The following is a 21,249-nucleotide window of genomic DNA, read 5'->3' as shown; positions in this document are numbered from 1 at the left end:
ATCCAGTGTAGGGCAGTCGGGCGCGCGGCTGTGGCAGGCCGCGGGCCCCGGTCAGGCCGCCCCTGGTGGTGAAGGAGGTGGCGAAGGCGGATCCGTGAGCCTGCGGGCTGGGGCTTGTTCCGCGGCGGGGTGCTTGTTGACCTCCACGGTGGGCGATAAGCCGTTGGCGTGGGCGGCTCGGTATCCTACCCGGCCCGTGTCGGGGTCTCGTTCGGCGTGTCCCATTCCGTTGCGGCCATCGCGGTAGTCGTTATTGTCCACGTGGTGCCGGCGACACAGCAGCGTGAGGTTCTTGAGATCGGTGGCACCGCCGTGGGACCAGGCTTGGAGGTGGTGGACATCGCAGTCCTGCCAGGGGCGGTGGCACTCGGGGTGGGTGCAGACGAGTTCGGAGGCCGCGAGGGCGAGCTTCTGCCAAAGGGAAGCGGTGCGCTTGGTGCGGCCAAGCTCGAGGGGGAAGCCCTTGTCGTCCACGGCACAGAAGAAATCGTGCTGCGCGCCGCCGAGGCGGAGAAGGTCGAGCGGGGTGAGTTCGATGCCGGTACTGGTGGCGAAGCGGGTATCGCCGCCCATCGCTTCCAGCTCCTCCAATGTGGTGGCGACGAAGAAGGAGCCGAGCCCGTCGGAGTTCTTTTGGGTGGCGGAAAGATAGCTCGATAGCGCAGCGGTCAATTGGTCCGCCATGCGCTGGGCATAGGTGCGGGTATCATCCTCGGCGCTGAGATCCGCGCTGCCCTTATTTTTGGCGGGGGCAAATGCGCTGGCGAGGATGGCAGCTGCGGAGGCATCGAGGTAGCCGGAGATGTGTACGCCGCCGTCAGCATCTTGGCGGGAGATGCTAAAGCGGCGCTTGCGGGTAGCGGCGTGTGGGTCGGGTTCGCCGGCAGGATTAAGGGCGTGCTTATTTGCCTTGCGAACTGCCTTACGCAGCCACTCGCGCAGGGAATCGAAGGAGCGGCGCTTGGCCTGTTCGAGGGCTTGGTTGCGCAGCTCGCTCGGTCCGGGGATGGCGTACTTGCTGAGGCTACGCAGTTCGTTCTCGATGAGGTTGAGGATGCGCTCGGGGATAGGCTCTTCCTCGAAGAGCTTCTTGCGGCGCTTCTCTTCCTCGCGGCGCTCGCGGTCAGCGCGGCGGCGAGCTTCTTCTTCGGCTTGGGCGCGTGCGGCTTCGTCGGCATCGGGGTCCGCAGGGGGAGCTGGCTCCGGATCGGGGATGGGTGCGAAGAGGTTACGTCCATTGCGGAGGCGGGCGGCGGCCTCGGCATCGGTAAGGCCTAGGCGCGTGGTCAAATAGTCCTTGGCTTTGGAAGAACCAACGCGGCGGCCGGCGTCATCCCGCTCCGCGATGAAAGCGAAGGCGGCATCGATGGCGGACTTATTTCCTAATGCCCGCTCCAAGTGTTCGAAATGTGGATGAAGAAGCTCGAAAGACAGATCGGAGGGATCTTGCATGAGGCTGCGCAGCTGGGTTAGCCCAGTGGCAACCTGTGCGATGGCGGAGTCTATCTCCGCATGCTTGGTGGTCTGCATGATCCCTCCCTTCCTGTTCGTTTACATGTTCTATTGTACCCAGATAAAACACCCCGTCAATAGGAAAGAAGGGATTGGTCAATAGATTAGACATTCCCCAAGCAAACGCAGCCAAAACCCCGCAAAGCGGGGCCAAAACCACTAATTCGGGAAGGGGGGAAGGGCTTTCTGGTTGAGCCAGGCGTCTACGGTGGCGTCGAAAAGCGCGGCGTCAGGAGCGGCGGCGCGGAAGGTATCCAGCAACATGGAAGGCTCCACCACCGAATGCCGGTGCTCGGTGAGGTAGCTGCGGAGGGTGCTAAAGAAGGCGTCGCCAAGCAGGCGGTGAATGGCATGCACAGCCAAGGCGCCGCGCTTATACACGCGGTCATCGAACATATCGCGCGAACCCGGATCAGAAACGGTGAGGTCTTGTGCCTTGCGTCCCAAGACGTGGTAGTGGGAACGCGCGGCCTCGTGCGCGGTGGTCTCGCCCTTGTGCTCGGCCCATAGCCACTCGCTGTAGCAGGCAAAGCCCTCGTTGAGCCAGATATCCTTCCACTCGCCCAGGCCCACGGAATTGCCGAACCACTGGTGCGAGAGCTCGTGCGCAATAAGGCGCTCGAAGGCGTGGTCGCCCTTAATATGATTGGAGCCAAAGATGGACAGGCCCTGCGCCTCCAGCGGGATTTCTAGCTCATCTTCCGTGATGACCACCTGGTAATCCGCAAATGGGTAGGGGCCATAAATGGAGGCGAAGAAGTCCACCATTTCCTGCTGCTGGGCAAATTCATCCAGCACGCGATCGCGCAACTCAGCCGGCGCCCAAGCGCGCGTGGAAGGTCCCAGATCAAAACTAGAGAACTCTCCTACCTGCACCGTCGCCAAATAGGTGGCCATGGGCTCGCGGGTGCGGTAGTGCCAGCGCGTGGTGGAACCGCCCGCCCGGCGGGAGACAAGGTCACCATTAGATACCACGATGAAGGGATCATCGGCCGTAATGATGATGTCATAGAGTGCCTTGGCAGAAGGCGTATCGTCGCAGGGGAACCAGCTCGGCGCGCCATTGGGCTGGCTGGCCACCAGCGAACCGGACTCGGTTTCTTCCCAGCCGATCTCGCCCCAGGTGGTGCGGATCGGCCGCGGGCTGCCGCCGTAGCGAATCACCAGCTCAAACTCTGTGCCGGCTGCAATCTCTTCTGCGAAACGCAGGCGCAGCTTCCCGGAGGATTGGCGGAATTTAGCCACCCGCGGCGCACCCTTTGCGGTCACGCGCCGGGCCACCATCGCCCCGCCTAAGTCCAGGGTCAGGGACGCCAAATCTTCATCGGCCCGGATGGCCAAAATAGCCTCGCCGTGGAGCAGGTTGGGCTCCACGCGGTAGGTCAGATCCAGCGTGTAGTGGGAAACCTCGAATCCGAGATTAAAATCCACGCCGGTATAAGGATCAGTGTGGGCACGCGAAAGGGCGGTAGGAAGCAACTTCATAATGCTGCAAGCCTACCGCCCTTTCAGCCGCGGAAAGAAACGAGCTTATTTATTGAAAGCGCGCTCGAAGACCGGCCAGGAGTCCTTAAGGTCCGCAATCCAGTGCGGCCAGGAGTGGGTGCCGGTATTGCGGAAGTTATAGGTTGCCGGGATGCCAGCCTGGTCCAGCTTGGCCTTGAAGTTGTGGGTGCAGTAGTTCACGCCAGCCTCGATGGCACCGCCTTCACCCTGCAGAATAGCGGAGCCTGCAGCGGCTGCCATAGGGTTCGTGCCCTTAGCCACGTGGTAGGAGAAGGTATCCTCCTTGCCTGCCAACCCAGAACCGGAAGAGATGTACAGCTCCGTGCCGCGCAGCTTCTCGTGGTTCATCATCGCGTCGTTATAGCGGTTTGTGGGGGAGCCGAACGGGCCCCACATCTGCTCCGTGGTGGCGCCGCCGCGGTTAACGGTGAGCTCAACGGCCTTGTGCTCTACCGGGTAGGCGGTGGCTGCGCAGCCGGCATAGGAGCCGACGGCATCGTAGAAGCCCTGGTTGTGCTCCGCCAGCAGCAGGGAGGAGGTCGCGGACATGGACATGCCCGCAATAGCGCGGTGGTTATCGGCCTTGATGTGGCCCTCGATGGCGCCCGGCAGTTCCTTGGTAAGGAAGGTTTCCCACTTCTGCGGTCCCTTGAGGTACTTGGAGTTCGGCTCGGATACCCAGTCGGTGTAGTAGGAGAAAGCACCGGCCTGCGGGATGACCACGTTGACGTTCTTGGAGTGGTAGAAATCAACGGCATCGGAAAGCTTCAGCCAGTCCATGTCCTGCTCCGCGCCGCCTGCGCCATTGAGCAGGTAGATGGTCGGGCGGTTCTCATCCTTCGCGCGAATGACAGCTAGCGGAATCTTGCGGCCGTTCATGGCCGGGGAGGTGGCCTGCAGCTTTTCGACGCGCGGATCGTCCTTGTACTTCTGGTACCAAGTCTGCTGCTCCAGCTCCGGGGTGACCTCCAACGGGGCCAAGGTGGACTGGGCGGCGTTGCCCGCTACCTGCTGCGGGGTGAGCTGTGCGGCCCCCGCCAGCGGGGCGGATGCTAGGCCGGCGCACACGGCGGTGGCGGCCAGGATGGAGCTAAGGCGCTTCATAGTGCTTCTTTCCTGTAGTTAATGAATTCCTGATTATTCGGCAGCGACAGCAGCCTCGGCGTCCGCTGCAGCCTCCGCAGTGTTCGGAGCCGCTGCGCCCTCTGCGTCCTTGCCCTCGACAAAGTCCTTGTCCGGGGACTGGTCAGCGGCGCTCGGGGCGTCCTTAACCTGCGCATCTTCCTCGGCCTGCGGTGCCTCGATGGAAAGCTCATTGGGCTTTACCTCCGGCTCGGCCGGTGTCTCGGCAGCATCCTTGGCAAAGCCGCGCTCGAAGGTGGCCCAGGAGGTGAAGAGATCATTGCGCCAGCCCGGCCAGGAGTGGGTGCCGGTATTGCGGAAGTTCCAGTCCGCCTTCATACCCTGGGAATCCATCTTGGCCTTGAGATCGTGGGTGCAGGAGTTCATCGCGGCCTCGATGACGCCGCCCTCAACGATGAGGGTGGACGAGCCCTTAGCACCCCAGTCATTGGCGCCGCCCAGACCGGAGTTGACCGAAACATAGGTCTCGGACTTGCCCAGGTTATTCGGGTTAGCGTTCACCAGGGCGTCGTTGTACACGTTGTACTCGCTGCCCATAGCGCCCCACATCTGGTCGGCCGAGCCACCGCCGCGATTGACGGTCAGCTGGGTGTACAGGCGCGGCAGTGGGCGAGAGGTAGCAGCGCAGCCGGAGAAGGAGCCCACGGCGTTGTAGAAGCCCGGGTTGTGCTCCGCCAGCAGCAGGGAGGAGGTCGCGGACATGGACATGCCGGCAATCGCGCGCTTGCCATTGCCGCCGATGTGCTCTTCCAGTTTGCCCGGTAGCTCCTTGGTGAGGAAGGTTTCCCACTTCTGCGGGCCCTTGAGGTAGCCGCTATTCGGGGAAGATACCCAGTCGGTGTAATAGGAGAAGGCGCCGGCCTGCGGGATGACCACGTTGACATCCTTGGACGTGTAGAAGTCCACCATGTCTTGTACGCCCTCGGTCTCAGGGTCGATGTCGTGGTTGACGGTGGCGGTCAGCCAGTCCATTCCCTGCTCAGCGCCGCCCGCTCCGTTTAGCAGGTACAGGGTGGGGCGCTTCTTCTCAAAGTCGCCGTCTGGGGTGATGACCGCCAGCGGAACCTCGCGGCCGCCCATGGCGGCGGAGGTGGCGGTCAGGGCCTTAACGTGGTTGCCGTAGTGCTTGCCTTGGCCGCTCTTGTGGCCGAAGGCATAACCCTTCCACTTGTCCTTATCATTCAATCCAGCAATATCCACCACGCGGTTTTCACCTTCGGTGGTGATGGCGTAATTGATATTTTCCGGGTCCGCCGAGTCGGTCAGGTTTACCTCGCGGATGGTGGACGGGGTGGCGTCACCCTGGATCTCGGCCGGCTCGACGGCGGAGGCGATAGGGGCGGAGAGGACTCCTGCCGCGATGGCGATGCCTGCGACGCTGGAGCCGATAGAGCGCAAAGTATGCATATTTTTAGCTTCCTCGAGTTAAGAGAATCTTCTCAGTAGGTATCGTTCCGCATAGCGGGAGTGTTAGCAAGACTCTATGCCTTAATAGCCCTTTTAATGTAGCAAAACCTGTGACGCATGTGGTTTGTGTGTCATAATTCTGAACGCAGCGCGTATGTAACGGTGGCGCTACAATCTCCGCTAGTACTAAACGTGTGAATAATGCGGTCCCAACTGCGGACCCATCCCTCGCTCTAGGCAAGTAAAAACACAGAAAGAAGCATAATGAACGTTTTCGATTCCATCCTCGTATCCATCAATGAAGTTCTGGGCCAGTTCCTGCACATGGGTTCCTCTATGTCCTCCGCCGCCGCATTGGCTCTCGGCCTGTTCTAAAACACCGAACCCATAGCCCTGCGTGGGGGCGTCGCGCGCTTGCCGACGCCACCGTGCAGGGCCTTTGCGAGTTTTACCCCCGAAGCGTGGGGTACTCGGGCACAAGAGTGTGACCCAATGCGCGACATGGAGGGCAAAGTTACGTATCCTAAAGGGCGTGACTAATGAACATTATGATGTAGTAGTACTCGGCGCGGGCCCTGGCGGCTACGTGGCCGCCATCCGTGCAGCTCAGCTTGGTAAGAAAGTTGCCGTAATCGAGAAGCAGTACTGGGGCGGTGTCTGCCTCAACGTAGGCTGCATCCCTTCCAAGGCGCTGCTGAAGAACGCTGAGGTTGCCCACACCTTCAACCACGAGGCCAAGGACTTCGGCATTTCTGGCGATGTCTCCTTCGACTTCGGTGTTGCCCACAAGCGTTCCCGCAAGGTTTCCGCGGGCATCGTCAAGGGTGTCCATTACCTGATGAAGAAGAACAAGATCACCGAGATCAACGGCCTTGGCTCCTTCAAAGACGATAAGACCATCGAAATCACCGATGGTGATGACAAGGGTAAGACCGTCACCTTCGATGACTGCATCATCGCTACCGGCTCCGTGGTCAAGTCTCTGCCGGGCGTAGAGCTCGGCGGCAACATCGTGTCCTACGAGGAGCAGATCCTCAACGATGAGGCCCCGAAGTCCATGGTCATCGTCGGCGCCGGCGCCATCGGCATGGAGTTTGCTTATGTTCTGTCCAACTACGGCGTGGACGTCACCATCGTGGAGTTCATGGACCGCGTCCTGCCGAACGAGGACAAGGACGTCTCCAAGGCCATTGCCAAGGAGTACAAGAAGCTCGGCGTCAAGCTGCTGACCGGCTACAAGACCACCTCCGTGAAGGACAACGGCGATAATGTCACCGTTGAGGTGGAGTCCAAGGACGGCTCCAAGCAGGACACCCTCACCGTGGACCGTGCCATGATCTCCATCGGCTTCGCCCCGCGCACCGAGGGCTTCGGCCTGGAGAACACCGGCGTTGAGCTCACCGAGCGCGGCGCTATTGCTATCGATGACACCATGCGTACCAACGTCGACCACATCTACGCCATCGGTGACGTCACCGCGAAGTTGCAGCTCGCCCACGTTGCTGAGGCCCAGGGCGTTGTGGCTGCAGAGACCATCGCCGGCGTGGAGACCCAGCTTTTGGGCGACTACATGAATATGCCGCGCGCTACCTTCTGCAACCCGCAGGTCGCTTCCTTCGGCTACACCGAAGAGGCTGCCAAGGAGAAGTTCGCGGACCGCGACATTAAGGTCGCTACCTTCCCGTTCTCCGCTAACGGCAAGGCTGCTGGCCTCAATGAGACCGCGGGCTTTGTCAAGCTCATCGCGGACGGCGAGTACGGCGAGCTCATCGGTGGCCACATGGTGGGCTCCAACGTTTCCGAGCTGCTGCCAGAGCTGACCCTGGCGCAGCGCTTCGACCTCACCGCTGAGGAAATCGGCCGCAACGTTCACACCCACCCGACCCTCTCTGAGGCCATGAAGGAAGCTGCCGAGGGTATTGGCGGCCACATGATTAACCTCTAAGCAGGGCTGCTTGCCGACGTCCACCTGTTCTTCCACCACCGCCCCAGCAGCGGCGGGAGGCTAGGACCTCGGCACACCACAAAGGCAACAGTATCGGCACCGCTGATCCTCCTCCGCCCACACGGAGCAGGAGGATCAGCGGTGCCGATGCTCTTTGTGTGCATAACGCGCGCAACCCTCACTGCTACTCGAAAATTTTTCGAGTAGCTTTCGAGTAGTTTTCGAGTACTGCCAAACCGGCAGGTCATAACGTTATTTACTCGAAACGAGCTCTTTCGAGTAGCTTTCGAGTAGTTTTCGAGTAGGTCGATTGGCGCCCAAGACGCTAATACGGCGCAACGGCGGAGCGGTGGGCATCGACGTTGATGACCTCGTTGATGGGTGGGAAGGCGCGTTGCGCGCAGTTCTCGCGCGGGCACGTGCGGCAGCCGGAGCCGATGGGGGTGGCCGAGGAGAGATCGCTGAGATCGAGCCCCGCGGCGTAGACGGTGCGGTCAGCGTGGCGGGCTTCGCAGCCTAGGCCGATGGCGAAGAGTTTATTGGTATCGCCAAAGCGACCCTGGTGGTGCTGGACGGCGCGGGAGATCCACAGGTAATTGCGGCCATCGGGCATTTGGGCCAGCTGGCGGGAGATAATGCCGGGCTGGGCGAAGGTCTCGTAAACATTCCACAGCGGGCAGGTGCCGCCGTTATTGGAAAAGTGCACGCCGGTGGCGGATTGGCGCTTGGACATGTTTCCTGCGCGGTCGACGCGGACAAAAGTAAAAGGAATGCCGCGCAGGTTATCGCGCTGCAGGGTGGACAGGCGGGAGGCCACGGATTCATAGCCCACGCCGAAGACCTGGCAGAGGTATTCCACGTCGTAGCCGGAGCGCTCGGCTTCGGAATGCATCAGTGCATAGGGCATCACGGTGGCGGCGGCGAAGTAGCTGGCCAAGCCGCGCTGTGCGAGGTTGCGCGAAGCATCCGAGGTAAACGGTTCCTCCTTCACTAGGGCGGCGATGTCCTCCCCGGTCTCGAGGAAGCTCAGCTCCGCGGCCATGCGGAAGGCGCGCTGGCCTTCGCTCAGGCGCGACGCGAGCCGGAACTCGCCGGTGTCGCGGTTAAAGCTGTGTAGCGTGCCATCCATCTGGGAAGTGATGTGGATATCTACGTTGTGGCGATCACGCAGGCGCTGCGCGAGGGCGTGTTCGGTGTCGCGGATGCCGAAGTGGGTGACCGAGAGGGCGTCGGCAAGCTGCTCTGCATGGTGGTCCAGGTTGTCCAAGTAGTTTTGGCGAGCGTAGAAGAAGTCGCGCACCTCGTCGTGCGGCATGGATAAGGCCTGGGTGGCCTCGGTGGTGCGGCGGGTATCGGTGGCTAGCGAGAGTTTATCGCGCACATTGCGGTAGCGACGGTGGACATCCACCAGCGTGCGAGCCACGGTGGGGTGGTTATAGACCAGCTCGGAGAGCTCCTGCAGCTCGACAGGGGAGGGGCAGAGCTCCTTGTCCTGGATGACGTCCTGGATCTCGGCAAGAAGGCGGGAGTCGTCATCACGGGAGAAGAAGGTGGCATCGACGCCGAAGACCTCCGTGATGCGCAGGAGCACCGGGACGGTGAGCGGCCGGACGTCGTGCTCGATCTGATTGACGTAGCTGGCGGAGAGCCCCAGCGTCGCAGCAAGGGAAGCCTGACTGAGATCGCGCTCACGGCGAAGCTGGCGAAGGCGGGATCCCACATACGTCTTACTCATGCCGGCAAGGTTACTGGCTGGCCTGCGGGTGTGCACCCTAATCGCAAAGATCTTGCAAAGAATGTTCACCTCCCTGTGGGCTGCATGTGGGTTTCATGCGAAAGTTTGACGCATAAAGGGGTAAGGCAGTCACTCTAGTAACACCGAGTGACCAAGTTCACAATTGCGGAGGAAATTACGCAACGTCAATATTGCGGAATTCCGAGCAGCCAAGGTAGTGACGTTTTGCCCCGAGGCTTTTAAGGCAACCCTTACCTAAAAGAATTCTGACTTTAACCGTACCGCCGTACCGTTAGGTGAAACACCGCCGGAATTGACTGGTAACCAGCGGTTAAGCCCGGTTAAGGTGAGGACGACAATGGAGGTGTCATGACTTTAAGAAATCCCGACCGTGAGGCAGTAGCTCACGGCCACATTACTAACGAACCAATCCGTCAGAAGCCGGGAGTGCCCTCCTGGGTTCTGAAGCTCATCATGGCCGTCACAGGCCTGCTTTTCGCCCTCTTCGTTGTTGGCCACATGGCCGGCAACCTGAAGTTGTACTTGCCGGCGCACGGCGGCGAAGAGGCGCTGGATGAATACGGTGCATTCCTGCGCTCCATGGGCGAGCCGTTGTTCCCGCATGAGGGCGCACTGTGGATCATCCGCGCCGTCCTGCTGGTTGCCATCATCGCCCATATCTACGGCGCGATCGCTCTGACTGCCCGCTCCAAGGCATCCCGCGGCAAGTTCCGCCGCAGCAACCTCATGGGTGGCCTAGATTCCTTCGCCACCAAGACCATGCTGGTCTCCGGCATCGTCTTGTTGCTGTTCATCATCTTCCACCTGCTGGACCTGACCATGGGCGTACAGCCCATCGCCCCAGGTGACTTCGCAGAGGGTGCGGTGAAGGCCAACATGATTGCTACCTTCAGCCGCTGGCCGGTCACCATCGTGTACGTGATTGCCATGTGCTTCCTGTTCCTGCACCTCACCCACGGCATTCGCCTTGCCGCCTCTGACCTGGGTATCACCGGTGCGAAGTGGCGTCAGACCTTCCTGATCCTGGCGTACGTCATCCCGGCCGTTGTCTGCATCGGCAACATCGTTATGCCTTTGTCCGTTGCCCTGGGCTTGGTCAGCTAAAGGAGTTAGAAACCCATGACTAATACTGAACTCAAGCGCGAGCACCCAAATTTCTCGCACCCACAGTCCATTGTTCCGGGCGTCACCGCCGGCAAGATCCTCGAATCTAAAGAGCCGCACGGCGTGCCGATGAAGGATATGTGGTCCCACCAAAAGGATCACATGCAGCTGGTATCCCCGCTGAACCGCCGCAAGTTTGAAGTCCTCGTGGTTGGTACCGGCCTGTCCGCCGGTTCCGCCGCGGCCGCATTGGGCGAGCTGGGCTACAAGGTGAAGGTCTTCACCTTCCATGACTCCCCGCGTCGTGCGCACTCCGTCGCCGCACAGGGTGGTGTTAACTCCTCCCGTGCCAAGAAGGTGGACAATGACTCCACCTACCGCCACACCAAGGACACCGTGAAGGGCGGCGACTACCGCTGCCGCGAGTCCGATTGCTGGCGCTTGGCCAACGAGTCCGTGCGCGTGATTGACCACATGAACGCCATTGGTGCCCCATTCGCCCGCGAGTACGGCGGCACCTTGGCTACCCGTTCCTTCGGTGGTGTGCAGGTCTCCCGTACCTACTACACGCGTGGCCAAACAGGCCAGCAGCTGCAGCTGTCCACCACTTCTGCGCTTTACCGCCAGATCGGCTTGGGTAATGTGGAGCTTTTCGCTCACCACGACCTGCAGGAAATCATCACCTATAACGATGGCGGTAAGAAGCGGGCGGGCGGCATTGTCACCCGCAACCTGATTAACGGTGAGCTCACCGCCTTCACCGGTCACGCCGTCATCCTGGGTACCGGCGGCTACGGCAACGTGTTCCACATGTCCACGTTGGCTAAGAACTCCAATGCTGGCGGCATGATGCGTGCGTATGAAAACGGCGCGTACCTGGCTTCCCCGGCATTCATCCAGTTCCACCCAACGGGTCTTCCGGTCAACTCCGATTGGCAGTCCAAGACCATCCTGATGTCGGAGTCCCTGCGTAACGATGGCCGTATCTGGTCTCCGATTAAGCCGGAAGATGACCGCCCGGCTAATGAGATTCCGGAAGACGAGCGCGACTACTTCTTGGAGCGCCGCTACCCGGCATTCGGCAACCTGGTCCCGCGTGACGTTGCTTCCCGCGCCATCTCCCAGCAGATCAACAAGGGCTTGGGCGTTGGACCGCTGCACAACTCGGTGTACCTGGACTTCCGTGACGCCATCGAGCGCCTGGGCAAGGATAAGATCCGCGAGCGCTACTCTAATCTCATCGAGATGTACGAAGAGGCCATCGGCGAGTCCGCTTATGAGACCCCGATGCGTATCGCTCCGACCTGCCACTTCACCATGGGTGGCCTGTGGACCGACTTTAACGAGATGACCGCTATCGACGGCCTCTTTGCCGCCGGTGAGTGCTCCTGGACATACCACGGTGCAAACCGTCTGGGTGCTAACTCCCTGCTGTCTGCTTCTGTGGATGGCTGGTTCACCCTGCCGTTTACCATCCCGAACTACTTGGCCGATCACCTTGGTGAGGAGAAGCTTGCTGAGGACTCCCAGGAAGCACAGGCTGCAGTGGCACAGGCACAGGAGCGTATTGACCGCCTGATGGGCGTGCGTGGCGAGGACCCGCACGGTCCGGCCTACTACCACCGCCAGCTGGGTGACATCCTGTACCACGGCTGCGGTGTGTCCCGTAACGTGGAAGACCTCAAGGAAGCCATCACCAAGATCCGTAAGCTGCGCGAGGACTTCTGGGCTAACGTCCGCATCCCGGGCGAGGCCAATGACATGAACCAGGTGCTGGAATACGGCCTGCGCGTTGCCGACTACCTGGATCTGGGCGAGCTTATGTGTGTTGACGCTCTGGACCGCGACGAGTCCTGTGGCGCTCACTTCCGCGAGGACCACCTCACCGAGGACGGCGAGGCAGAACGCGACGATGAGAACTGGTGCTTTGTTTCCGCGTGGGAGCCGGGCGCTAATAAGAGCGAATTCATTCGCCACGCCGAGCCGCTGTACTTTGATTCGATCCCGCTGATGACAAGGAACTACAAGTAATGAAACTGACACTTGAGATCTGGCGTCAAGCCGGACCGACCCAAGAAGGCCACTTCGAGACCGTCCAGGTGGATGACGCTTCTGAGCAGATGTCCATCTTGGAGCTGTTGGACCACGTCAACGAGGGCTACATCGAGCGCGGCGAAGAGCCCTTCGCTTTCGCTTCCGACTGCCGTGAGGGCATCTGTGGTACCTGCGGCCTGACCGTCAATGGCCGCCCGCACGGCCCTGGCCAGAACACCCCGGCCTGCCAGCAGCGCCTGTTCAACTTCACCGATGGTGACACGATTAAACTGGAGCCGTTCCGTTCCGCTGCCTACCCGGTCATTAAGGACATGATCGTGGACCGCGCGGCTCTGGATCACGTGATGGAGCAGGGCGGCTACGTCTCCATGGATGCCGGTACCGCTCCGGATGCGGATACCATGCACATCAACCATGAGACCTCCGAGTACTCGCTGGACCACGCTGCCTGCATTGGCTGCGGTGCCTGCGTTGCTGCCTGCCCGAACGGTGCGGCTCACCTGTTTACCGGCGCAAAGCTGGTGCACCTCTCCCTCATGCCGTTGGGCAAGGAAGAGCGTGGCCGCCGTGCCCGCAACATGGTTGATGACTTGGAAGCCAACTTCGGCCACTGCTCCCTCTACGGTGAGTGCGCCGATGTCTGCCCGGCCGGCGTTCCGCTGACCGCGGTATCCGCGGTTACCCGCGAACGTGCACGTGCTGCTTTCCGTGGCAAGGACGACTAAGCTAAGGTTATTCCGTAGGAATACTAGGAACGAGAGAAAGACAGAAAGACTCCGCCATGAGCGATAACACCCACGCAGTCGCTGACTACGCCAGCGAGACCTACCCGGAGTTCTCCGGCAAGATTCAGGACACCTACATTGAAGGCTACGATCCAGTATCCTTCGGTGCTCCTCACTCTTCCCTCCTGCGCACCTCCACCTGGGTGGGCATGGGTCTGATCCTGTCTTGCCTCCCGGCTGCCGGCATCATCATTTGGGGCCTTGGCGTTTGGGATACCCCGCTGGGCACCGCAGGCGAGGGTGACTACACCCTGACCATGATCATCGGCATCATCGCCCTAGTCATTGTGGCCATCGCCGCAGTAGGCACCATCCACTACGGCCGCCGCTACTACCGCAAGTACCGCAAGGAAACCGGCCGAGCCAACTAAATCGTTTCTTTAGTACACAACCCCCGCTTCCACCGGCATGCATGACATGCAGGGAGGCGGGGGTTGGTGTATATCTGCCGCCAGAGACCCAAGACGGCGCCGACATTGCGTTGCTTTTAGCAGCGCTTGCCGACGCCTCTTTTAGCACTATTGCTTCAACCGCTGGGCGCGCCGTGGGGCTTAGTAGCTGATGTTTGGCCTTATTATGCGGAAGGGTTCTCCACCAATTTGCCGACTGAGGGGTTATATACGTAGTTGACGATGTCCCCGGACATGATGAGTTCGATGGCCTCATCAATGACCTTGAGGGGGACCATAAACCATTCAGTTGCTGCTACAGAAAGGCCAGCATCGTTGATGACCGACGCATTAAGTCGAGCGGAGTCGAAGACGCGATGGATCAGATGTTCAAGAGCTGACGGGCGCAGGTTGTATGCTCGGTAGCTCGCTACGATTTCCACAGGCGCCATGAGGTAGGTAGCACTCTTCTCTGCACCGCGAATGCGTTGCTCCACCGGTCCACGCGAGAAGCCAATTTTGTACAGGTTCTCGAGGCTGGTGATTTCCGGATTGTCACTCAGTGATCGAAGAACGTAGATATAACCCGTTTCCTCGTCAGCATCACCGATTTCGGTTGCGTCAATGGAAGTGCGCGTCACCGCTTGCCCACCGGTTTCATAGAGACGATTAGCCAACGATTCCCGGTACATTGAGGACTCGGTTCGATTCTCAAAGACAACGCGTAGGCGTGGTTTCGCCTCAGCCTTCTGCACGTCAGGTTCTCGTACTTCAGCAACGAAACACATGATTCCGTTGATGACGAAGAATCGACCTTCACGAATAGTGTGTTCACCGGCGAACTTAGTCAACGCCCATGAGCCATCAGCGAGGCCTGCGTGCTTGGCCTTGAAATGCTCTTCAAAAGACTCGAAGTCTTTGGCCTTAACCCGAGTAGCGCGTTGGCCATCGTCTGTAGGGCTTTTTCGGGAGGGAAGCGTTGAGGTGTCGTATAGGTCAGGAATGTCACCCACAACGCCCAGGGCGTCAGACTCTAGAAGTTCATCAAGGGAGCCAGGGGCCTCAACAGCGGTGAGAAGCCCATGTTCATCTACGTCTTTGAGTGCTTGCATCTTCTCATCACTGGCGCGGATTCCCACCAAACGAGCTCCGAGCTTTCTCTCCGAAATAACCATCGTATTAGGGTCGGGCTCGCGCCCGTGTTCTGCGTAGAATTCGGAAACCTCACGGAAGGCTTTCGTTAGGCGGTCGACATCCGTTACCGGCTTAGGTTTTTCGGGGAGGTCGAGCAGGCCGTTGGTGTCCGACGCGATGAGCGCATCGAGTTGTTCGAGGACAGATGGATCAACCGCGTCCTGTTGATTCTTTTTACTCATGCATTCTTTCCTTAGGAATCATCCGAGTCGGCAGTAGACTGGGCTGCCTTCTCTGCTTTTCGATCAGCGACGGCCTTCTGGATGACGAGCAAAGCATCAGCCAGCTGGCGTTCCTCGGGATCGTCCGTGCGGCGTTCGGGCTTTCGTCCGTTGGCCTTTACCCACGCATCGATTTTGGGATAGAGCTGCATTGCCTCTTCCAAAGACATGTCGATTCTGCTGGTGTAGATGGAATCGGCGATAAGCTGCAGAACAGAGGGAGTCACGGACTTAGACAGAATCTCAAATGCCCTCTGGAAAGGGTTGATTTTGTCGATGAGATTGATGTTAAGTTCGTCGACGTTGACGAACTGATTAGCCATCTTGATGAAGCGTTGGTCGCCGACCTCGCGGACTTCACCGGTCTTGATGGCTGAATCGACGACTACGCGTTGACGGACTTCTTCTACCTCGTTTTCTGTGAGCTCCGGATACTGCTCTCGAATAATCTTTGGGATGAGGACTTTGTTGGTGGTTTCTGGATCCACGTTGCCAACTGCGGCGCGCTCGAAAGTATCGTCTTGCAGAATCTTTGCTTTTAGATCATTGAGATCGGTTGAAATGATCTGGCGGACACGATCTGTCGAAGGTTCCTTCAGTCCTTTAATCTTGAGCGTGCCTGGTTCGCTCTTATCATCATGACCAATCTTCGCCTTGAAGTCGAAGTTTTGGGCCAGCACCTGTTCCATGAGGAGAGAGGCTGTGATGGCCTTGAGCATGTTGTTCACTGATACCGTGACTTCACTTTGTGCGGCATCCGGCTCAGCAAGCAAATTCGTAAACTGCGCGTGAGTCTTTCCTGCAGAGTCACGGGTAACGCGTCCAATAATCTGGATGATTTCAGTCAGCGAGGCACGGTAGCCCACCGTGAGCGCATGCTCCGCAAAGGGCCAGTCGAAGCCTTCTTTAGCCATGCCAAGCGCAATGATGATGTCGACGGCATCCCGCTTTTCAGAAGCGGTTTCAGTGAGATAAAGCAAGGTTCGTGCACGGGCTTTTTGATCCGTGTCATCCACCAAGTCAGCGACGCGAAGAATCTCTCCGTTATCGCGTCGGCGCATTAGGATGATTCCGGTATCTTCTTCTACTCCGATGTTCTCGCCAATGGCATCGAGAATGAGACCTACTTCTTCAATCTTGTCCTTCGTGGATTCACCGGAATTCACGTTCGGGATGTGGACGATTGTTTTCTTGTCTAGGTCCAAGACCTCATGGATCGTATCGGTGTAGCGTCCCTGGTAGAAGTGGTGACCAATGCCCAAAGATTTCAAGAACTCGTATCCATTGAGCTGGTCATAATAGTTGAAAGTGACAGGCGTGAACTTCGCCTCATCACCGGGCAACAGCACTGGAACCGCGTCACCGCGAAAGTAGGAGCCGGTCATAGCCACGATGTGCGCATCGGAACCGTTCATAATCTCTCGCAAGAGCTTGCCTAGGCGGCTGTTTTCCAGGTCTGCGGAAACATGGTGGAACTCATCAATAGCGAGCACCGTCCCGTTGAAGTCCTCGGGCGTAAGTTTTTCGAACGCGAAGCGGAGTGTTGCGTGCGTACACACGAGAATTGTGTCGTCGCCCCTGAGGAACCGAATGAACTCATCGACCTTGCTCTTAGCGCTGCCGGCACCGCACAGGTTGTTTTCCGGTTTAACTTGCCAGTCCGCGAAGAAACCGAACTTCTTAAGTTCCGTGTCCTTAAAAGAGCCGCCAATCGAGCGCTCCGGCACGGCAACGATGACCTTCTTGCGCCCCTGGTTGAAGAGCTTGTCTAGTCCGACGAACATCAGCGCTCGCGATTTACCTGAAGCAGGCGGCGCCTTAATCAGAAGGTATTCAGAATCGCGCTTCTCATAAACACGACGCTGCATCTCTCGCATGCCAAGAGCGTCAGTGCTTACCGACGTCCCAGCTTGCGCGTACTCAACATTTACCAGATTGTCTCGGGAGTGCTTGCCCATGTGCTTTACCTACTTCTTCTGTTTGCGTGTCTTCTTTTTAGGCTTGGCCGCTTCCTCTGCGGCGATCATCTCCTCATACTTAGCAAAAAGGTCAGACAAGCGGTCCTCATCCGTTTCGTACGGACGTTTGGAATACAGCCCGTCCACGAAGCGGTCGATGTCCTCGTGCGCCTCCCGCAGATTGGCGGGCATCAGGTCGGGGTCGTAGAGCTGCGCCAGCGTCTTCTCACAGTGGTACTCACGCACATCCAGCACCCGCAGGGATTTCTCCGTGAGCTTTTGCTTTTCGACGTCCGACAGTGCCCGCACCGGGAAATTGTTGTAGACGATGGTGTTGGAGTACCTGAGGCTCGTTCCAAGCTGGCCGCCCACAGCCCGCACCCACACCATGTGCATACGCGAGGTGAGGAGGCCAAAGAGCCAAGGCTCAGCGTCGTAGACGGCGAAGGCAGCATCCGAAATTACCGTTTCGGGTCCGAGATACCCCATCGGGATGTAGTCGCGGCGCTCAGAGGAGTGACGCGGGACGATGATGGAGTCGGTGGGTTTGTAGGCGAGCTGTTTAAACCGATACGCCTTTTCAGCGAAATCTATCGTGCTTTGGGCCTTACTCTTTAGTCTGAACGCGGCTACGCTGTCGATTCTCTCTCCGATTGGCGGAATGGCTTTGGCCTCCTGATACTCATCCTCCGCGATCCAGAGACAGTATCTCTCGACGTCGTTGATGAAATCCGAAGCACTTACGTACTTCTTTATGAACCTTTCTGCCTCGGGAGCGTCGCGATGCATTTGATACTTCTCTTCAGGCGACAGAACTAAGAACCCTCCGTCAGTTGGCTTGGAGCCGAAAAGCATCGGCGGCAATTGGATACCGAGTGGAGTTGACCTTCTGAATATGATCGCATCTGGGGCGTCGGCTAAATACGGATTGATATTCTCAGCCCAAATACGGTTCTCAGTAGTGAAGATATACTTTGGTTGCGGCGATTGATTTCGGAGCGAAATTACTGCAACAGTGACACCAGCATTATGCTTCGCGTTGTTTTCCCATTTAAACGACGTGTAAGCGTATCCGATCTCTACCCCGCCCGTTAGAACCGTGGGAAACATCAGGCCGACGTGGTCTCCTTGTGCAACAGAGTTCGTCGTAACGAAGGCGAGCTGTGAGCGAGTTCCTCGTACGTAGTCTGCGCCCTTTACAAACCAGAGCGAAATGTAGTCAAGATTTTTGGAGAATTTTCGATTGCCAAAAACGAACCCGAAATCATCCTTTTGTCCCTCCGTCTGCATGCTGGATCCCCCATAAGGCGGGTTCCCAATCAGGTAAATCTCATCCGTCCCGTTGTTCGGGCACACCTCGTTCCAGTCGATGCGCGCGGCGTTACCGACTCGGATCTGGCCGGTCTCCTTCAGCGGGATTAGAGGAATGGAGATGCCGAACTGCTCTTGGAACTCCCGGTTCATCTGGTGCTTGGCAATCCACATGGAGAGGATGGCTACCTCGACGGCGAAGTCGTCGATTTCAATACCGAAGAAGTTCTCAATGTTGATGCGGGATTCATTGAACAAGGCCTGGTTGGCCCCGAGTTCGCTTTGCCGTTGCAGAATTGCGTGCTCGAGGCGTCGTAGCTCTTTGTACGCAATGACGAGGAAGTTGCCGGAGCCACAGGCGGGGTCAAAGACTCTGATTCGAGCGATGCGGTCAAGCAGCTTGTCCAACTTCTTGGCACTGTCGTAAGCCTTGTCGAATTCCTCTTTGAGCTCGTCCATGAAGAGAGGCTCGATGGTCTTTAGGATGTTCGGCACAGATGTGTAGTGCTGGCCCAGGTTGGAACGCTTACCAGGGGCTACGACTGCCTGGAACATGGAACCGAAGATGTCTGGGTTGATGTCTAACCAGATTTGTCGGCCCAGACCAATGAGCATCTCACGCGCCTTGGGAGAGAAGCGAGGGACTGTCAGATGTGCGTCCGCGCGGAACAGACGACCATTTACGTAGGGGAAGTCGGCCAAGTGACCAGGCTTTTTCTTCGGATCGGCTTCATCCAGAGCGGCAAAAAGATCGCGAATGAACTCAGCGGTATCGGATCCATCCTCCAGTGTGTGGGACCCCACCGCGTTGGTGAATTGATTCTCCCCGAAGATGCCAGTGTCCTCAGCGAAGTAGCAGAACAGAAGGCGGGTGAAAAAGACGTTGAGCCCGTGGCTTTGCTCTGGGTCTTTCATGATGGCTGGGTTAGCAGAGGCCAGCTCATCAAAAAGTTTGCCCATCTTTTCCGCGGCTTTGACGTCCGCGTGGGACTCGGCGGTGTACTGAGCCTTTTCCATGCCCGCCCAAGGTAGGAAGAACGTAAAGTGTTGATCGATTTCGCGCAGTGGGAAAGTTCGGTTCTCTGCTGTTTTCAGGTCGTACGCGATCATCTCCGTGTAATCAGTGACGATAACGAAACGGGTTGCAAACTTAATGACAACAGGGGAGACGCGGAGCCGCTCCAATTCTTGAAGGAGATCTCCGGTAGTTTCGCGGAAGTAGATGACGTTCTTCTGAGCTACTTCGTGTTCCGGATCCTCAGCGATGTTGAGCGAGCCATTGCGAAGACGGGTGATATTTCCCTTGGAACGACCGTAGGCGAGCATGAGATCGAAGATGAACTCGCGGTCGTATTCATCGTGTCCAGCAAGAGGCTTGATGCGTCCTTCGATTGCTTTGAGGTTGAGTCGTGCCACCTGATTTTCCTTCGCTGTTCTACGCCATAGAGAAGAATGTTCGCAATAGCGTGAGAAGAATAGAGGGTTATAGAGCTAGGAGTCGATTTTAGCTAAGTCGTCTTTCGAGTGTGCTCGCTAAGAACACTAAAGTTGGGTAGAGATCCGCTGTCGCAGACAGTACCTCGACCATCCCAAGGAGAACTCATGACGCATCGCGCGGACGAAGGCCTCGAATCGGCTATGACACCGGGGCCGTCACCGGAGCCGGCATCGTCGGGTGCAGCTCCCGTGCCGCAGGCTGGCAACCAAGAGGCTCGGCGGGCGGACCTGCGGCGGTGGAAGGCGATTGCGCTGTCGTTCCTGATTGGTGCGGCGGTGATCTTTTTGGGGTGTTCGTGGTGGCAGGCGTCGGAAAGCGGGGCTCCAGTGTGGGTGGGCTACGTGCGTGCAGCGGCAGAAGCAGGCATGGTAGGTGGCCTAGCGGACTGGTTTGCGGTGACCGCGCTATTTCGCCGGCCGATGGGGCTGCCCATCCCGCATACAGCGCTGATCCCGAATAATAAGGACCGCGTGGGCGATGCCTTAAGTGACTTTGTGGAGGAGAACTTCCTTACCGCAGATGCGCTTAGCGCCAAGGTGCGGGAGGCGGAGCTGCCGCTATGGCTGGCGCGCCAGGGCGTGGAGCCGGGCAAGGCGGAGGAGGTCTCCGCATGGATTGGCGAGCGTGCCGCCAGCGTGGTCGCAGATTTGGATCCCGAAGAGGCAGAGCATTTCATCCGCACCCAAGTCATGGACCGCCTAGCCGAGCCAGAGTGGGGCCCGCCGCTGGGCAGGCTGCTGGAGGGCTATATTGCAGACGGCAAGGCTCGTCCGCTGGAAGACGACCTCATTGAGTGGGCGCACGGCAAGATTCTGAGTATGGAGTCCACCGTGGTCACCGTCATCGACGAGCGCATGCCGGGGTGGGCGCCGCGCTTTGCCCGCGAGATGGTGGGGGAGAAGGTCTATACCGAGCTCGTGGAATTTGCTGATGAGGTGCGCCGCAATGGCAACCACGAGGCTCGCCTGGCCATTCGCCGCAACCTGTCTAAGCTGGCCTCAGATCTGCAGTGGGAGGAGGACATGCGCGGGCGCATCGAGGGCATCAAGCAAGAGATGCTCGCCTCCGATCAAGCGCAGCAGGCGCCGGCAGCCATGTGGCGTACGGTATCCACCACGCTCATTGACCAGCTCAATGATCCGGAATCTTTCCTGCGCCAGAAGATTACGGCGAAGGTAAAGGAGCTGGCGCACCGTCTGCTCGAGGACTCCGAATTCTTGGCCCAGGCCAATGCGCTCGTGGATAAGGCCGCGCGCTACGCGGTGGAGAAATTCGCGCCGGAAATTATCGCTATTATCCCGGAGACCATCAAGCGCTGGGATGCGGAGGAAGCCTCCCAAAATATCGAGCTCATGGTGGGCAAGGACCTGCAATTTATTCGTTTGAACGGCACTATCGTCGGTTCCCTGGCAGGATTGGTGATATTCGCGATCAACCACCTTATCTTTGGTGCTTAGGCAAAAGG

Annotated in this window: 14 protein-coding genes; 6 read left to right on the top strand and 8 right to left on the bottom strand. The window is 58.6% G+C overall.

Annotated elements, in window-relative coordinates; translation table 11 throughout:
* Nucleotides 1–51 precede the first annotated feature (51 nt).
* From LG376_RS02425 to LG376_RS02410, 4 genes are all read right to left on the bottom strand, one after another.
* Nucleotides 52–1,530, bottom strand: a complete 1,479-nt coding sequence (locus tag LG376_RS02425) for an HNH endonuclease signature motif containing protein (protein WP_225746058.1) — start codon at nt 1,528–1,530, stop codon at nt 52–54.
* A gap of 141 nt (nt 1,531–1,671) precedes the next feature.
* On the bottom strand, nt 1,672–2,997 hold the full coding sequence (locus tag LG376_RS02420; protein ID WP_225746057.1) for a M1 family metallopeptidase: 1,326 nt from the start codon (nt 2,995–2,997) through the stop codon (nt 1,672–1,674).
* Nucleotides 2,998–3,042: 45 nt separating this feature from the next.
* On the bottom strand, nt 3,043–4,122 hold the full coding sequence (locus LG376_RS02415; protein WP_049377816.1) for an alpha/beta hydrolase family protein: 1,080 nt from the start codon (nt 4,120–4,122) through the stop codon (nt 3,043–3,045).
* 33 nt (nt 4,123–4,155) lie between these two features.
* Nucleotides 4,156–5,568 (bottom strand): alpha/beta hydrolase family protein, encoded by a 1,413-nt coding sequence (locus tag LG376_RS02410; RefSeq protein WP_049377817.1) that lies wholly within the window; start codon nt 5,566–5,568, stop codon nt 4,156–4,158.
* A gap of 532 nt (nt 5,569–6,100) precedes the next feature.
* Between LG376_RS02410 and lpdA the strand changes: the two genes are divergently transcribed.
* Nucleotides 6,101–7,513 (top strand): dihydrolipoyl dehydrogenase, encoded by a 1,413-nt coding sequence (gene lpdA, locus LG376_RS02405; protein ID WP_005327177.1) that lies wholly within the window; start codon nt 6,101–6,103, stop codon nt 7,511–7,513.
* Between the two features lie 325 nt (nt 7,514–7,838).
* Here lpdA and ramB read toward each other — a convergent pair whose 3' ends face one another.
* Nucleotides 7,839–9,248, bottom strand: a complete 1,410-nt coding sequence (ramB, locus tag LG376_RS02400; RefSeq protein WP_225746056.1) for an acetate metabolism transcriptional regulator RamB — start codon at nt 9,246–9,248, stop codon at nt 7,839–7,841.
* A 369-nt stretch (nt 9,249–9,617) separates the two neighbouring features.
* On the opposite strand from ramB, the gene LG376_RS02395 reads away from it, so the two are divergent.
* The 4 genes from LG376_RS02395 to LG376_RS02380 are packed head-to-tail and all read left to right on the top strand — an operon-like array spanning nt 9,618 to nt 13,584.
* Nucleotides 9,618–10,373, top strand: a complete 756-nt coding sequence (locus LG376_RS02395) for a succinate dehydrogenase cytochrome b subunit (RefSeq protein WP_225746055.1) — start codon at nt 9,618–9,620, stop codon at nt 10,371–10,373.
* Nucleotides 10,374–10,388: 15 nt separating this feature from the next.
* On the top strand, nt 10,389–12,404 hold the full coding sequence (locus LG376_RS02390) for a fumarate reductase/succinate dehydrogenase flavoprotein subunit (protein ID WP_225746054.1): 2,016 nt from the start codon (nt 10,389–10,391) through the stop codon (nt 12,402–12,404).
* The gene (locus LG376_RS02385) at nt 12,404–13,153 is read left to right on the top strand and encodes a succinate dehydrogenase/fumarate reductase iron-sulfur subunit (protein ID WP_198492427.1); all 750 of its coding nucleotides are present in this window, start codon (nt 12,404–12,406) and stop codon (nt 13,151–13,153) included. The genes LG376_RS02390 and LG376_RS02385 overlap by 1 nt, the downstream gene beginning before the upstream one ends.
* Before the next feature lie 56 nt (nt 13,154–13,209).
* Nucleotides 13,210–13,584 carry a hypothetical protein gene (locus LG376_RS02380; RefSeq protein WP_225746053.1) on the top strand — a complete coding sequence of 125 codons (375 nt, stop codon included), beginning with the start codon at nt 13,210–13,212 and terminating at the stop codon, nt 13,582–13,584.
* 203 nt (nt 13,585–13,787) lie between these two features.
* Here the strand turns inward: LG376_RS02380 and LG376_RS02375 are convergent, their stop codons facing one another.
* From LG376_RS02375 to LG376_RS02365, 3 genes are read right to left on the bottom strand one after another with little or no spacing between them, the layout of a single operon-like run.
* Nucleotides 13,788–14,978 carry a GIY-YIG nuclease family protein gene (locus tag LG376_RS02375; protein WP_225746052.1) on the bottom strand — a complete coding sequence of 397 codons (1,191 nt, stop codon included), beginning with the start codon at nt 14,976–14,978 and terminating at the stop codon, nt 13,788–13,790.
* 11 nt (nt 14,979–14,989) lie between these two features.
* Nucleotides 14,990–16,975, bottom strand: coding sequence for a DEAD/DEAH box helicase (locus tag LG376_RS02370; protein ID WP_225746051.1), 1,986 nt, complete (start codon nt 16,973–16,975; stop codon nt 14,990–14,992).
* A 9-nt stretch (nt 16,976–16,984) separates the two neighbouring features.
* Nucleotides 16,985–19,702, bottom strand: coding sequence for a DNA methyltransferase (locus LG376_RS02365; protein WP_225746050.1), 2,718 nt, complete (start codon nt 19,700–19,702; stop codon nt 16,985–16,987).
* Nucleotides 19,703–19,888: 186 nt separating this feature from the next.
* Here LG376_RS02365 and LG376_RS02360 point away from each other — a divergent pair, with 186 nt between their 5' ends.
* The gene (locus LG376_RS02360) at nt 19,889–21,241 is read left to right on the top strand and encodes a DUF445 domain-containing protein (protein WP_225746049.1); all 1,353 of its coding nucleotides are present in this window, start codon (nt 19,889–19,891) and stop codon (nt 21,239–21,241) included.
* The last annotated feature ends 8 nt before the right edge of the window (nt 21,242–21,249 follow it).

Origin of the sequence: Corynebacterium sp. Marseille-P4611, assembly GCF_916618765.1 — a bacterium.
Taxonomy (GTDB): Bacteria; Actinomycetota; Actinomycetes; order Mycobacteriales; family Mycobacteriaceae; genus Corynebacterium; species Corynebacterium marquesiae.
The sequence above is the reverse complement of the archived record's forward strand: the minus strand, read 5'-3'. Positions and strand labels throughout refer to the sequence as shown.